Source organism: Marinomonas profundi (assembly GCF_020694005.1).
Lineage (GTDB): Bacteria > Pseudomonadota > Gammaproteobacteria > Pseudomonadales > Marinomonadaceae > Marinomonas > Marinomonas profundi.
The window spans coordinates 3277552-3291739 of record NZ_CP073013.1; the positions used below are offsets into that span (position 1 = coordinate 3277552).

Below are 14188 nucleotides of genomic sequence, written 5' to 3' on the forward strand. Positions count from 1 at the left end.
GCATGACAATAAGATGGTTTTTGTTGCAGAGATAAACAATGAAAAACAAGCTGTTTAGTGTAGAAGAAAGGGTTTTACCTTGTGTGCTTTACATTTTATTACCGCTTATGTCGTGCAATGTTTACAGCTCGGCAACCTTGAATGTTTTGAACTGGGATGATTACCTTTCCGCCGATGTTATTCGTGATTGGGAAGAGAAGACAGGTTCCAAGATTCGCCTTATCACCTACGATGATGAAGATATTAGAGATACATTATTAACGCATACGACAGAGCATCAAATTGATCTGGCGGTTGTGGATGCTCGCTCGGTAAAGAAATTAGCCAGTCTCGGTTATTTAGAACACCTTAACGACTCTTATCGAACTGGCGATGTGGATTCCCATTGGTCAGAGTGGTGTGGCGGTCATGCCATTCCGTATCTTTGGGGGACATTTGGTATTGCCTATCGCGTTGATAAAGTGGCAGGCCCTGTGCTTTCTTGGGCTGATTTCTTTTCTTCCCGATCTGATTTGGTGGGGCATATCGGTATGACCAATGATTATACTTCACTGATTGCCCCCGCTTTATTAACCTTGCAGTTACCCATAGATACAAATAAAGCAGAGCACCTTAAACAGGCATATGAATTATTGAAGGCGCAAACTCGTGATGTATTAACCTATGAATATGCGCCTTCTTATCTACTGACGTCAAAAAATAGCGATGAGCTTTATGCGGCCGCTGTGTATAGCGGCGACCAATATACGATGGACGAGGCGTTAAACAAGTCGGTTTGGCGCTATGTTTTACCGAAGGATGGCTCATTTGTTTGGTTAGATTGTTGGGTTGTTCCTGCTCGTGCTGAAAAGAAATCGTTAGCGCAGTCTTTTTTGACGTTTATAGGTGAGTCTAGGGTCGCTGCGATGAACTCAGAAGAGGTTGGCGTTGCAACGGTTGATAACATAGCCTACCGTTTACAGAGTAAGGCATTTAGAGAAAATGAGTTGATCTACCCCACAGAAATGGATCTAAAAGATCGGTTGTCTTTTGATCTTTTATCCGATTTTGACATTCGACAGCGGATTCGAATACAAGAGGCGATTGAGGTTATTCATGAGTCTAAATAAACGACTGGCTCTTTTGCTGCTTCCCATCATTATCATTGGATATGGGTGCGCGACATTTTTGATTTATTATTATCAGAAGAGCCATATTGTTGAGTTAGAACAGGCGAAATTAGATCAACGCATGTTTCAGTTACAGGCGGTGTTTAAGGAAGAGGCGGCTACCGCAGATCATCTCATGGCGCTTTTTTTAGAAGGGCATTATTTGTCCGACTTTTTACTGCATGCGCCGTCGACTTATCGCGATACGGCGCTTAGTCAGAGTGTGAGTTCGCTGATTTCTCAAACTCGGCTGAATAAGTCGAGTCGTATCGCCTTTTCTTTGTTCAGTGGCAATGGAAGTCCTTTGTTTTACTACGAGCGAAGTGCGGATCCATTTGCAACAATTAGTGATGAACAATATGCCGTGTCTAGGCAAATGTTAGACAGCCATACCATTTCGGACTGGGTGTTTTTTCATCAAGCATTGCCTAGTCAGGTGGTGAGTGCTCGTTTGCTCGATAGAGTGGGGTTGCTCCCTTTCAAGGGGCGAGACATTGATGACAGCATACAGTTATCATTTTCAGTGCAATTAGACGCATTTTCGTCTCATTTATCGGATCTGGCGACCGCTTACAAAACCGCACCGGTGTGGACCGAACGCCATACTAGGCCAGAAGCCATTCTTACGCATACGGTGGCGTTGTCTTCGACTCAATACTTAACGATTACGCCTGATCAGGCGGCTTTGAATGCCTCTATGTTTGGCTTCCTAATAAAGTTGATGTTTATCGCCGCTGTTTTAGCGGTATTCACCTATTGGCTGCTTATTTTTCTTATTTCTCGCTTCATTACCGCTCCTATTAGTCAATTGGATAAAGAGCTCACACAGGTGATGCATTATCAAAAAGAGAATATATCGCCTTCTTTGAGCAATAGTGAAATGGGGCGTTTAAGTAACAAGTTTTATGAATTATTTGAGCAGTTGCAAAATAATTTGAAGAAAACCCATGAAATGGCCATTACGGATACTTTGACTTCGTTACCCAATCGTTTTCGCTTTTATGAATACGCTAAACATGTCTTGTTAACAGCTGAGCAGAGTAAAGAGTATGTGTCTTTAGTCTATATTGACATCGACAATTTCAAATTTGTAAATGACAAGCTGGGTCATGAAGCAGGGGATAATTTGTTGTGTTTTCTTGCTGAAGACTTGCATCGTCTGCTGCTACCCATTCAGCAGCAGTATGGTGGTTGCATGGTATCTCGTTTATCTGGGGATGAGTTTGCCATTGTTTTGACACATCATTTACCGGAAGAGGTCGATCAGCTTGCACAGTCTATTGTTGAGTTGTTTGAGGGGGGCTATGAGTCTGACGACTATTATTTTCCGGTTTCTGCAAGTATGGGCATTGCTTCTTACCCAGTGGACGGCCATTCTCTCAAAGCCTTGATTGCCAATGCGGATATGGCGATGTATCACGCAAAACGGTCAGGTAAGAATCGTTATAAACATTACTCTGCGAGTATTGCTGCGGAGGCTCGCCGTAAGAAAAGCATAGAAGATCAGTTGAAAACGCTGGATTGTGAAAAAGAGTTTTCGCTCGTTTATATGCCCTATACCTGTGCAAATGACCAAGTAAAAGGTTTCGAAGTCTTAATACGTTGGCACTCTTCTGAACTGGGACATGTGCACCCCGAAGAATTTATTCCGATCGCAGAGCAAACGGGAACCTATGCCAAGATAGATCATTGGGTGTTTGAAACGGCGTTTAAAAGCCTTCCTCAAGTGCGGGCTATTTTTGGGGAAGCGTGTCTTTTGTCGATTAATATTTCAGCGGCTGAGTTAGGCCACCATGTTGTATTGGAGCGTTTGATTGAGCTAAAGGCGCTGTATGGCATCGACGATAGCAGTATTGAATTAGAATTAACCGAAACATTTGGCTATGTGCAAACGGATTCTGTATTTGACGTATTGAACGGTTTGCAAGAGGCGGGTTTTAATATTGCCATCGATGACTTTGGCGTAGGCTACACGCCTTTATTACATATGATTGATTATCCTGTTAATAAAGTGAAACTGGATAAAGTGCTAACCGCAAGAGTCACAGACTCTGACTATGCCAAGCTATTACCACCTTTAATTCAGTTATGTCATTTACAGGCTATTGCGGTTACTGCAGAAGGGATAGAAAATGAGCATCAATTAGCTTCTTTAAAAGCGGCTGGCTGTGACTTTTTTCAGGGTTATTGGTTGTCTAAACCGATGCCTTTCGATGAGTTAGCGCGCTGGCATGAGGGCTATCAATCTAGACAAATCAATCTAGACAAGCCGATCTAGACAAACTCAATAATAAACCACGTATTGTTACTCTGTAATAGGGTGGTTTTCCAAGGTGATTTTCAGCAGTTTTCCGGAGTCCGTCCCGATATACAAAATCCCGTTTGAATCCTGAGCAATAGAGCGAAGACGCTCATCGAGATTTTCAAGATAGCGGCTTTCTGTGGTGTCGCCATTGGCTTCAATTTTCACCCGATTTAAGTGTCTTAATGCCAACGCCGTTGAAAGAAAATCCCCATTCCAATTGGAAAACAACATGCCTTTGTAGCGTAATAAACTGCTCGGAGCGATAGAGGGAATAAAGACTTTTATCGGATTATCAATGCCGTCTTTTTTTGTCCCTTCGCCGACACTGATCGGTCCCCAATATTCTTTGCCGTAGGAAACAATTGGCCAGCCGTAATTGGCGCCCGGTCGAATAAGGTTGATCTCATCGCCGCCTCTTGGGCCGTGCTCATTTGACCAAAGTGTGCTTGTGTCAGTGTCGTAAAATAACCCTTGAGGGTTACGGTGTCCGTAGCTCCATATTTCATTGCGAATATTGGCGTGTGTCACGAAAGGGTTATCGCTGGGCACGCTGCCATCTAAATTTAAGCGAATGATACTGCCCGCATGATTCTCAAGGTTTTGAGCGTTCTCACGAACGCCACGGTCACCAATGGAAAAGAATACATGCCCTTTGTCATCAAACGCGATGCGACCGCCATAATGTTTAGTGTCAGACGTTGCTGAATCGGTTACCAATAAATCTTGCCACTGAGTAACGCCGCCGTTGATTAATTTTGCTCTGGCTAATGTGGTTTTTGAGCCTTCATCTGCTGGCTTGGAGTAAGTAAAGTACACCCAATTTTGCTCGTCGAATGTAGGGGATTTGGCGACATCGAGTAAGCCGCCTTGGCCTCGATTGTCAACCTCAGGCAAACCACTTAATACCTGTTGTTTACCTGTGGCTAAATTCACCTTGAAAGCGGTGCCTTTTTTAATCGTGACTATGGCTTCTTGGTCATTTAGCAGAGTGATACCCCATGGCGTACCATCAAATTGAGTCACTTTCTCGACATTGAGTGAATCGTCATCGAGCGTTTTTGAGGCATTGGCATCTAGCGCAAATAGACTGGCTAAAAATAGAATCCACGTTTTCATAAGATGACCTCTTCTCGCTAATTTGTCTGCAGTATATAGAAAGTAGACGCAAGAAGAGGGTTTTGGAAGGCATTTCCTTCACAATTGTCGATTGCTTACCTAGTTGAATGAAGTGTTCAGATCCGCATCAATTAAGGCTTTTATAGGGGACTGGGATCATGGCGCCAATAATTTCAGCTAAAGTGAACATTAGCTAAAATAAACATCAACCAAAGTAAGTATCGACCAAAGTAAGTATCAACCAAAGTAGCGTTCATTTTCTGCAATATGTCGAGTCACCACCGTATTCGCCGCGATAATGGCATGGTCGCCAACCTCAATGCCGGGCAGGATTTTAGCACCGCCGCCAATCCAGACATTATTGCCAATGCTAATCGGGCGGGCAAAGCATTCACCAGAAGCGCGTAACACGGCATCTCTTGGGTGATCGACCGTATAAAGATGCACACCGGGGCCGATTAAAACATCATCGCCGATATGGATTTTGGCGCTGTCTAAGAAAACACAGTTAAAATTGATAAAAACGCGCTCGCCCAAATGAATTTGCGAACCATAGTCACACTGAAAGCCCGGTTCAATCACTACACTGCCAAATTCAGCAAACAACCGTGTCACATGGCGAAGATTGCCCTTGCTTGGATGAGCGTTGAATTTTGCGCAAGCAAGGCGAGCGGCCTCTCGGCGTAGGCGTAAATCTAGATCGATAGCGTTAAAGGCGTCGCCACGGACCATTTTTTCAAATTCGGTTGTTTCAGTCATTATTCTTACTGCTTATGAGAAATAAAAAACGCGACCTAAGCCGCGTTTTTCAGAGAACTTACTAACGTCTATTTTATAGCATAGACGCTAAAGTGACTTCTAGTTTGCGCTGATCGGCAGCAAAGTTACGAATGCCTTCAGACAATTTTTCTGTTGCCATGGCGTCTTCGTTCATCGCCCAACGGAATGCCGCTTCTGTCACAGCAGCAGGAGTCGGTTTCACGTCTGTGGTTGGTATCAATTTACGCTCAAGTTTGCCTTCGTCTTTTTTCAATTCTTCCAGCAGGTTAGGGCTGATTGTCAAACGGTCACAACCCGCAAGTTGCTCGATTTCACCGATGTTACGGAAGCTCGCGCCCATCACAACGGTTTTGTAACCGTGTTGTTTGTAGTAGTTGTAGATTTCCGTTACAGACACTACGCCTGGATCGGTTTCTGCCGTGTATTCTTGTCCAGTGGATTTTTTGTACCAATCAAGGATACGACCTACGAATGGAGAAATCAGGTAAACACCCGCTTCTGCACAGGCTTGTGCTTGTGCGAAAGAGAAAAGCAAGGTCAGGTTGCAGTTGATGCCTTCTTTTTCTAGCTCTTCTGCCGCCTTGATGCCTTCCCAAGTAGACGCGGCTTTAATCAACACGCGGTCACGAGGCACGCCGGCTTCTTCATAAAGTGCGATCAGTTTACGTGCTTTGGCGAGCGTGGCTTCTTTATCAAAAGACAAACGCGCATCCACTTCCGTAGAAATACGGCCTGGAACGTATTTTAGAATTTCTGTACCCACGATAACCGCCAGCTTGTCGCCAGCGTCTAGGATTTGCTGTTCTTTGTCGTTGCTTTGTGTTTTTGCCCAAGCAACGGCTTGATCAAGGAAAGGGGCGTATTCTGGGATTTGTGCGGCTTTTAGCATCAAAGATGGGTTAGTGGTCGCATCTTGCGGTAAAAAATCTTTGATCGCCGTAATATCACCGGTGTCGGCCACAATGGTCGTGAACTCTTTTAACTGAGATAACTTATTGCTCATTGTTTTTATCCTTTGTGTTGATGATGTTTGACCAATTCAATGGCCTCTAATAATACCTTTATCTGTGCGTCGGCTTTATGACCGTTTTCAGAAAGGTAGCGACGGAACTGTTTGCCGCCGGCTTCGCCCTGAAAAATACCCAAAATATGTCGGGTTAGGTGCATTAAGCGTTCGCCTTCTTGCAGCTTGCGTTCAACATAAGGAACGAAAGCTTCTAGTGCTTCGTAGCGATCATGCACCAAGGCCTGACCGCCAAATAATAGTTCGTCGACTTGGCTCAATATCCAAGGATTATGATAAGCCTCGCGGCCAATCATCACGCCATCGACGTGCGCCAAGTGTTCTTGGCATTCTGCTAGTGTTTTTATGCCACCGTTTATAATGATTTCAAGGTCTGGAAAATCCTGCTTCAACTGATGCACATAATGGTATTTCAACGGCGGCACTTCACGATTTTCTTTTGGGCTTAGACCGGCCAAAATCGCATTGCGAGCATGGACAATAAAGGTCGTTACGCCGGTCGTCGCTATATCGCCGACAAAATCTCGTACCACGCTGTAATCTTCTTGGTCATCTAAACCAATGCGGTGTTTGATCGTCACCGGAATAGTGCAGTTATCTTGCATGGCGCGCATGGCCTCTTTCACCTTATCAGGGTGAGCCATCAAACAAGCGCCGATTAAACTGTTTTGCACTCTATCGCTTGGGCAACCAACGTTAAGGTTAACCTCATCAAAGCCTGCTTGCTCCGCCATTTTTGCGCATTTACCCAAGGCAACCGCGTCAGATCCACCTAATTGCAAGGCAATAGGGTGCTCGCAACCATCATATCGTAAGAATCTTTCAGGATGATTGCCCTGCAGCAACGCACCCGTCGTCACCATCTCGGTATAAAGCAGCGTATTCTTGGTCAACGTTCTCGTAAACACGCGGTAATCGGACGTAGTCCAATCCATCATCGGGGCGATGGAAAATCGACGATCAAGCTTAACGCTTGAATTTACTGGGGCAGCCCCATTATCTAATGACATTTTTCAGGTATCGAATAAGTTCAAAAAAGCGCCGCAACATAAAGGAATGACTCCCCGCGACAGATGCACAACATTATGTCATAAAATTACAAGATATCTAAGAGACAAGTGACGCTAGTTTTAAACTAACAATTTTTAGCTGGCTGAAGACAAAGATGAACAAGACAAGACTCGCCCTATGTATCGCATCACCCGCGACGGCTTTGTCTTCTTGGCCATGGGCTTCACCGGCGCAAAAGCCGCCCAGTTCAAAGAAGCCTACATCAACGCGTTTAACCAGTTGGAAAAGCACCAAAATGGAAAAACAGCTCAACGAGCAAAAACAACTTCCCGCGACCACCGACAGCCCCGCCCTTTCAAGTGGAAGACACCACCGGCTTTAAAGAGCGCCGCACACGCACCTTTGAAAACACTACACTGGCCGCCTTGTTTCGGGAGATCGTTACCGCTCACGGATTCAGCCCACGAGTGGCCAAAGAGTTTGAACACAGCCAGATCGACCACCTAGACCAAATAGACGAGACCGACAGCGCCTTTTTAGCCCGACTGGCAAGAGAACGGGACGCCATCGCCAAACCCGTCAACGACCTGTACGTGCTCGCCAAACGTGGCCAAGTAAAAACCATCACAGGGCAAGCCATCCCGCCCGTTGTCGTCGGACTGCCTGCACAAAACGCCCCAAGCAACCAACACCGCTTTACCAACTGCCAAATGGACAACCCAAGCCGCAGCCGCTTCAACGGCGTGAAAGCCAACTGGACAGACAACAACACAGGCCAAGAAGCCACCATAGAAGTAGGCGAAGCCCCGTACAAGAAACTACGCCAAAGCTACGAAAACCCAACCGACGCCACCCAAGCCAGCCAAAGCGAACTCACCAAACTAAAACGCCAAGGCGCCAGCGTCACCCTAGACACACTTGTTCTCTAGGTATGGGCAACCCAAACCTCGTCGCCGAAGGACTCCTCACCCTCAACGACACCTTCCCACCCGAAATGAAAGGCAGCTGGTCCATCGACAAAGTCACCGCACGAGGCGATGGGAAAGCAGGGTACAGGTGTTCGGTTGTGGCGAGTGAAACGGTTTGATTTAAATACGGTGAAAAATGAAAGTGGCCGGGAACGGGGCTTTAAGTGCAGGAAAGGGAAATTATAGGCATTAAAAAAGCCACCATTTGGCAGCTTTAATGAAATCGATTATTTTGCGGAAAGAGGCGTTTTGGGTTTCAATGTGCCTTCTTTTACTGCTTTGGCGTATGCCTCTCCTAAGCGCTTAAGGTTTTTTGCCTTTAATGCAGAAACCTGTTCAATGCGTTTTGATGACATAGTATATCTCCTCGTTGAGATTAATTTCTAACCAGTGGCCGTACTCTAACGTATTACAATATTGTTTAGCAAGCTTATTGTAGAAGCGTACTAGGCGTGAGTGCGCTGCTGATGCAGTATAAAACTCGCCACCATATTGATTCTTATGAATATTTATTAATGAGCATAACGTATGTCCTAAAATATTCAAATTTAGTAAAGATAATGGAGGTCCTACAGGTGCCTTGAATTGGGTTTCTAAACCACCCTCAATGTTCGGTTCATAGTCAAACTTAACTTCAAATGAGGAGTGAGTCAGTTGATGGCCTATATAGGTTTGTATGTCTTCTAAAAGATCCATTTCATTGTAAAAGTTGATGGAAGGTGAAAAATACACAACATAATTAAGGCCATTGATGTTTATGCCATAGGTGTCAACCTTGTATGTTCCGAGGTCTAGTTCTTGAAACACCAGTGGGAGTTTAGATGCCACTTCGATACTTTTTAACGTATCTTCCACGTTTCCGATCACCTGATTACAGAACAGATTACTATTATGCTCAATGTTGTAATTGATTACCTGACCGCCAGCTTGAAGCACATTGGCCTCAAGTATTCCGATAGGGTAGCCGTTATCACTTACGCCAAGAATGACTAGTATGTCGTCTTTGTACCACACCAAATTATCAAGAACACTGGCTTCTGAAAACCGACTGTTCGCCACCGTAACTGGATCATCGACACAGCCATAAATATGAGTGGCTGAACCATTTGCCTTTTCAATGAGTGAATCTACATTGAGAGTGAAATGCTGGAATTCAACATTCACTGCACGGCAGAATTCTTCAAGTTTTTTGCACTCATTATGGGCATTGTTAGGCGTCGCGCTCTCAAAAATATGTTTATGACTCTGGAGTATCTGTAATGCTTTGTCTTCTGAGGCACTAAAAAAGTCTTTAAACTCTTCTGACATCGTTCTTTCTTGATACGTTGGAATTCCAGATCCTGCGGATAGCCCCGCGCCAGACAGTAAGACTAATTTCATGTTGCCTCAGTGGTAAAATACAGATACAGCCTAGTGCCATATCATCCTTGATTAACGTTATTAAGGATTCTAACGTAACAACCCCACTAAGGTCACTTTTAATACACTTATTCGTTCAGAAGGATCGCAACTAGTCCATCGACAAAGTCACCGCACGAGGCGACAGCAAAGCAGGGTATAGGTGTGTTGTGGTGGCAGTGAAGTGGTTTGATGTTTGTAAATAAAAAATTTGCTTAGTGTGGGGGCATGCTGGCATTATTTTTAGAAATAGGATTAGTTGATAGGTAATGTTATGAGGCTGGGTAACTTATTACCATTCGGGCAAGACATTAAAAGTGGCGAGTTTGTTGATGTTGGTAATGTTCCAAATGGCGATAAATGTGGTTGTATCTGCCCTTCATGCAAAACCTTATTGACAGCTAGGCAGGGTGAAAAAAACGAATGGCATTTCTCTCACAAAGTTAGGAAATCCCATAATTCCACTAAGGTTCCTTGTGACTTCTCTTTTTACGTATCAGTAAGAATGCTGATTTAAGGGCGCTTACATCTATTGAACCAATGGCACTGGCCCAAATCATTTGCTTCTGTACGTCGTTGGGTTGCCAGTCATTTGCTTTTAGCTCTTCTATCACACCTAAATTGATGTACAACCGATTAGCGGCATAAGACCGCTCAAGCCAAAGGCGTTGAGCTATCTTATAACACTGAAGACGTTCTTCTTTTGTGAGCTGAGGTGAGCATTGCTTCCAAGTTTCTATTTCATCAATTTGAGAAAGCGTAACAGCGATGCTGGTGACTTTATTCATGGCTCCTCGCTAGTTTGTAATACTGCTTTTAATTCATCTTGAAACTCTTCTAAGCGCTCCACAACGACGTGCTGACTGGCTTCTGGTATCGCTGAGATATCAGCAAGAGAAATGCATACTAGATTGGTGAGAAGCTTATGTCGGTGTTTAAGTCTCGTGTGGGTGCGTTTTTGTCCGTATGATAAAGGCCACATTTTGACGAGTTTTATTATGACTTTTGTATTTGAAGAAATCGATTATCAAGAAACACCGCGTGGTGCGATTAGTCTGCGTAAGCGTTCGGAGCCACGTTTAAATCATAAAGTGCTTTACGAAGTAAAAATGAACGATGAGTTTTTGATGTCGAGCTTATTTGTTGAGGCTGAGGTTGAGTTGTCTAAGCAGGGGCTTGCCAAGTTTTCGGGTCAAGATATAGACGTTGTGGTGGGCGGGTTAGGTTTGGGGTATACGGCTAGAGCAGCGTTGGATTTTGTGAATGTTAAGTCGCTTTGTGTTGTGGATGTGATGGCACCGGTTATTCGCTGGCATGAGCAAGGGTTGGTTCCGTTGGGTGAAGGTTTAACCAATGACCCTAGGTGTCGCTATGTGTTGGGTGATTTTTTCGAATTTGCCACCGCGGCCAATACGAATTTTGATGGTACAGAAGGCAACAGCAAGGTGCATGCGGTATTGCTGGACATTGATCACACTCCAAGTTATTGGCTTAATCCAGAAAATAGCCGCTTTTATACGGCGGAAAGTCTAAACGCGATGAAGGCTAAAATTCATCGCGGAGGGGTGTTTGGTTTATGGTCTGACGAAGCCCCTGACGATGTTTTTGTTAGTGTATTAGAAAGTGTGTTTTCAAAAGTGGAAACGCACATGGTGTATTTTGATAACCCTTATACAGGTAAAAAATCCTCGAACTCTCTGTATATTTCTCATGTAGATTAAGCGAAAAGCGTTTGCAAATGCGTTAGGTGTTGCGCCTTTTTAGATTCTGCCATCCAGCTGCCATTGATGCCATTTTTGGCGAGCTGGAACAGTTCTGCTTTGTTAATGCCTGTGCCATGGATTAAGGCGGCGTAGTTGTCGTTCATGTAGCCGCCAAAATACGCGGGGTCATCGGAATTGACCGTCGCGTTCAGGCCAAGTGTTAGCATGTTTTTAATGGGATGGTCTTGCATATCACTCACGACACAAAGCTTTAAATTAGACAGTGGGCAAACGGTTAAGGTTAAGCCGCGTTGTTTGATTTCGTCGATAAGCTTGCCGTCTTCTAAAGCGCGATTGCCATGGTCAATTCTGTCGACGCCGATTTGCTCAATGGCTTGCCAAACGTAGTCTGGCGGGCCTTCTTCTCCGGCATGAGCCGTTACTTTTAATCCCAGTTTTTTGCAGGCTTCAAAGACGCGCAGAAATTTTTCCGGTGGGTGTCCTGCTTCTGAACTGTCTAGGCCAACACCGTCAATCCAAGCCAAATAAGGTTTGGCCAATTCTAGGGTTTCGAAGGCACTTTCTTCACTTAAATGTCTCAGGAAAGACATGATAAGTTTGGAGGTCATGCCCCACTTTGTTTCGGCGTCTTGCAGGGCGTTATAAATGCCTTGGATTTGTACATCAAAGCGAACCCCGCGCGATAAATGACCTTGCGGGTCAAAGAATATCTCCACATGAACAACATTTTCACTGTGGACTTTTTCTAAATACGCCATGGTGAGGTCATAAAAGTCCACTTCATGAAGCAATACCGACATGCCTTGATAATAAAGGTCTAAAAAATCTTGAAGATTGGTGAATTGATAGGCGGCTTTTAAGGCCTCTACTGTGCTGTATTTCAGCTCAACCTGATTGCGTTGTGCGATGGCAAACATCTGTTCTGGCTCAAAGGTGCCTTCAATGTGTAAGTGAAGTTCTGTTTTGGGCATTTTCTTTGCTAGTTCGATCAGCGTTTCCATAGTTTTACCTGTTGTTGCTTTGCCTTGAATTCTTAAATATAGCGATAAAAGCGAAGATGAAAAAGAATGGCTGGCAGTGGTTAAGAATCGTTGTTTGAAAAAACGGCGAAATATACAGCCAGCAGGGCCGACTGTATAGAATAATTTCGCGCTTCTTTTTTAAAAAAACTAAGGGGCGAGTTGATTAAGTTGAGTCACCTAGATTGAATTGCCTAGGTTTAATTGTCACTGCGTTTCATCTGCATGCGTCGCAAAAATTCCGACATGATGTGCATGTAGAGTTCGTCGCCGAGGTATTTGTCTTCTACGCCGCGGTCGATACTTGGGTTGTCGTTGACTTCAATCACGTAGCCACGGCCGTTAATTTCTTTTACGTCGACACCGTATAAACCATCGCCAATAGGTTTGGTCGCGGCGATGGCCGCTTGTAGAACGCGGCGCGGCACTTCAAAGGTTGGTAAGGTGTCAAAACCACCGCTTTCGCTGGCACTGTCGCTGTGTTGGTAGATTTGCCAATGGTTTTTGACCATGTAATAGCGACACGCAAAAATCGGTTTGTTGTTTAATATACCGATACGCCAGTCGAACTCGGTATAGAGATACTCTTGTACCAATAGCAAAGAGGATTTCTTAAATAGCGTGCCTAAGCTGGCGGTTAAGGCCTCGCGGTTTTCGGCTTTAATTACGCCTTTGGAGAAAGCGCCATCAGGAATTTTTACCACCATTGGATAGCTGATAACCGCTTCTAGTGCGCTTTCAACGTCTTTTTCACCCTTGTGTACAATGCGCGTTTTTGGGCACGGCACTTTATGAGTGTTGAACAAATCCGCCAAATACACCTTGTTGGTACAGCGCATGATGGATTGCGGATCGTCCATGACGACTAAGCCTAGGCCTTCGGCTTTTTTGGCGAAACGGTAGGTGTGGTGGTCGATGTTGGTGGTTTCACGAATAAACAAGCCGTCGTATTCAGGCAGGCGCATGATGTCTTTTGGGCCGATTAAGTCCACTTGAATGCCTAGCTGTTTACCGGCTTGGATAAACTTCTTGATGGCTTGCTCGTCACTGGGTGGCATAACTTCTTCTGGATTGACCAAAATCGCCATGTCGAATTTTGCGGCACGTTGAATGCGGCTTTTGCTCCAGACCTTGTTACTGAATGCTTCTAAGGATTCGGCGAATAATGTTTCTTCTGCGTCGCTTAATTTGCTTTGCGAGGTGGAAAAAAGTGCCGTGACTTGCCATTCTTTGCGGAATTTCAAGGTGACTTCGAGTACGGGGCTGGGGAAGCTTTCAAATAATTTGCGTGCGAATTCCTTCATTTCTGGATGAATTGTTTTGCCGAAGACACAGTGGAATTTCATCTCCATCGGTGCGTCTGGCTTGGCGAGTTTTTTGGCCAACAATGGCAACCACTGAGATATTTCTAGTTCATAAAGGTCTTTTTTGCTTAGGTCGTTGAGCACGCGCACGGACGGCATAACGTGGTGGCCACGGCTTTCCGCCAACAGCGAGCAGTAGTACCCATCGGACAGATATTTGCTGCTTTTACAAAGGTTGATGATGCGAGTTCGGCCTTGGCTTTTAGTGGTGGCCAAGTTTAAGTATTGAGTGAATGTGATAACGCGGTCGCTGGGTAAAAAAGCGGACCAATCTTTGGCCTGATCAACAACAATGTACGTCTGTGACATTGGCTTTATTTTTCCTTATAAA

At 44.7% G+C, this 14188-nt stretch carries 14 protein-coding genes and 1 pseudogene; 6 read left to right on the plus strand and 9 right to left on the minus strand.

All coding sequences use genetic code 11. The features are described from left to right. Positions 1-38 precede the first annotated feature (38 nt). On the plus strand, positions 39-1109 hold the full coding sequence (locus tag J8N69_RS15300) for a polyamine ABC transporter substrate-binding protein (protein WP_168826498.1): 1071 nt from the start codon (positions 39-41) through the stop codon (positions 1107-1109). Continuing rightward, positions 1096-3426 (plus strand): putative bifunctional diguanylate cyclase/phosphodiesterase, encoded by a 2331-nt coding sequence (locus J8N69_RS15305; protein WP_168826497.1) that lies wholly within the window; start codon positions 1096-1098, stop codon positions 3424-3426. Before J8N69_RS15300 ends, J8N69_RS15305 begins: the two co-directional genes overlap by 14 nt. A gap of 27 nt (positions 3427-3453) precedes the next feature. Here J8N69_RS15305 and J8N69_RS15310 read toward each other — a convergent pair whose 3' ends face one another. The 4 genes from J8N69_RS15310 to dusA form a co-directional block, all read right to left on the minus strand. Next, entirely contained in the window at positions 3454-4569 is a 1116-nt protein-coding gene (locus tag J8N69_RS15310; protein ID WP_168826495.1) for a PQQ-dependent sugar dehydrogenase, read from the minus strand. A gap of 237 nt (positions 4570-4806) precedes the next feature. Continuing rightward, entirely contained in the window at positions 4807-5328 is a 522-nt protein-coding gene (locus tag J8N69_RS15315) for a sugar O-acetyltransferase (RefSeq protein WP_168826493.1), read from the minus strand. A 73-nt stretch (positions 5329-5401) separates the two neighbouring features. After that, complete coding sequence (gene tal / locus J8N69_RS15320) at positions 5402-6352, minus strand: transaldolase (RefSeq protein WP_168826491.1); 951 nt, start codon at positions 6350-6352, stop codon at positions 5402-5404. A 5-nt stretch (positions 6353-6357) separates the two neighbouring features. Further along, entirely contained in the window at positions 6358-7383 is a 1026-nt protein-coding gene (gene dusA, locus J8N69_RS15325; protein WP_168826489.1) for a tRNA dihydrouridine(20/20a) synthase DusA, read from the minus strand. Between the two features lie 178 nt (positions 7384-7561). On the opposite strand from dusA, the pseudogene J8N69_RS17070 reads away from it, so the two are divergent. Beyond that, positions 7562-7615: pseudogene (locus tag J8N69_RS17070) on the plus strand (hypothetical protein); the annotation flags it as partial. Between the two features lie 128 nt (positions 7616-7743). Beyond that, complete coding sequence (locus J8N69_RS15335) at positions 7744-8313, plus strand: contractile injection system protein, VgrG/Pvc8 family (RefSeq protein WP_227803915.1); 570 nt, start codon at positions 7744-7746, stop codon at positions 8311-8313. Between the two features lie 266 nt (positions 8314-8579). Here the strand turns inward: J8N69_RS15335 and J8N69_RS17145 are convergent, their stop codons facing one another. Beyond that, the gene (locus J8N69_RS17145; RefSeq protein WP_261599308.1) at positions 8580-8708 is read right to left on the minus strand and encodes a hypothetical protein; all 129 of its coding nucleotides are present in this window, start codon (positions 8706-8708) and stop codon (positions 8580-8582) included. Beyond that, positions 8689-9732 carry an SIR2 family protein gene (locus J8N69_RS15340; RefSeq protein ID WP_168826487.1) on the minus strand — a complete coding sequence of 348 codons (1044 nt, stop codon included), beginning with the start codon at positions 9730-9732 and terminating at the stop codon, positions 8689-8691. Before J8N69_RS15340 ends, J8N69_RS17145 begins: the two co-directional genes overlap by 20 nt. Before the next feature lie 292 nt (positions 9733-10024). Between J8N69_RS15340 and J8N69_RS17225 the strand changes: the two genes are divergently transcribed. Continuing rightward, positions 10025-10267 (plus strand): competence protein CoiA family protein, encoded by a 243-nt coding sequence (locus J8N69_RS17225; protein WP_456298956.1) that lies wholly within the window; start codon positions 10025-10027, stop codon positions 10265-10267. Here the strand turns inward: J8N69_RS17225 and J8N69_RS15345 are convergent. Beyond that, the gene (locus J8N69_RS15345; RefSeq protein ID WP_168826485.1) at positions 10215-10538 is read right to left on the minus strand and encodes a hypothetical protein; all 324 of its coding nucleotides are present in this window, start codon (positions 10536-10538) and stop codon (positions 10215-10217) included. The genes J8N69_RS17225 and J8N69_RS15345 overlap by 53 nt on opposite strands. 210 nt (positions 10539-10748) lie before the next feature. On the opposite strand from J8N69_RS15345, the gene J8N69_RS15350 reads away from it, so the two are divergent. Beyond that, complete coding sequence (locus J8N69_RS15350; protein WP_168826483.1) at positions 10749-11471, plus strand: spermidine synthase; 723 nt, start codon at positions 10749-10751, stop codon at positions 11469-11471. Here J8N69_RS15350 and J8N69_RS15355 read toward each other — a convergent pair. Then, positions 11468-12475 (minus strand): adenosine deaminase, encoded by a 1008-nt coding sequence (locus tag J8N69_RS15355; protein WP_168826481.1) that lies wholly within the window; start codon positions 12473-12475, stop codon positions 11468-11470. The two genes, J8N69_RS15350 and J8N69_RS15355, sit on opposite strands and share 4 nt — an antisense overlap. A 218-nt stretch (positions 12476-12693) precedes the next feature. Next, the gene (locus tag J8N69_RS15360) at positions 12694-14166 is read right to left on the minus strand and encodes a RimK family protein (protein ID WP_168826479.1); all 1473 of its coding nucleotides are present in this window, start codon (positions 14164-14166) and stop codon (positions 12694-12696) included. Positions 14167-14188: the final 22 nt, after the last annotated feature.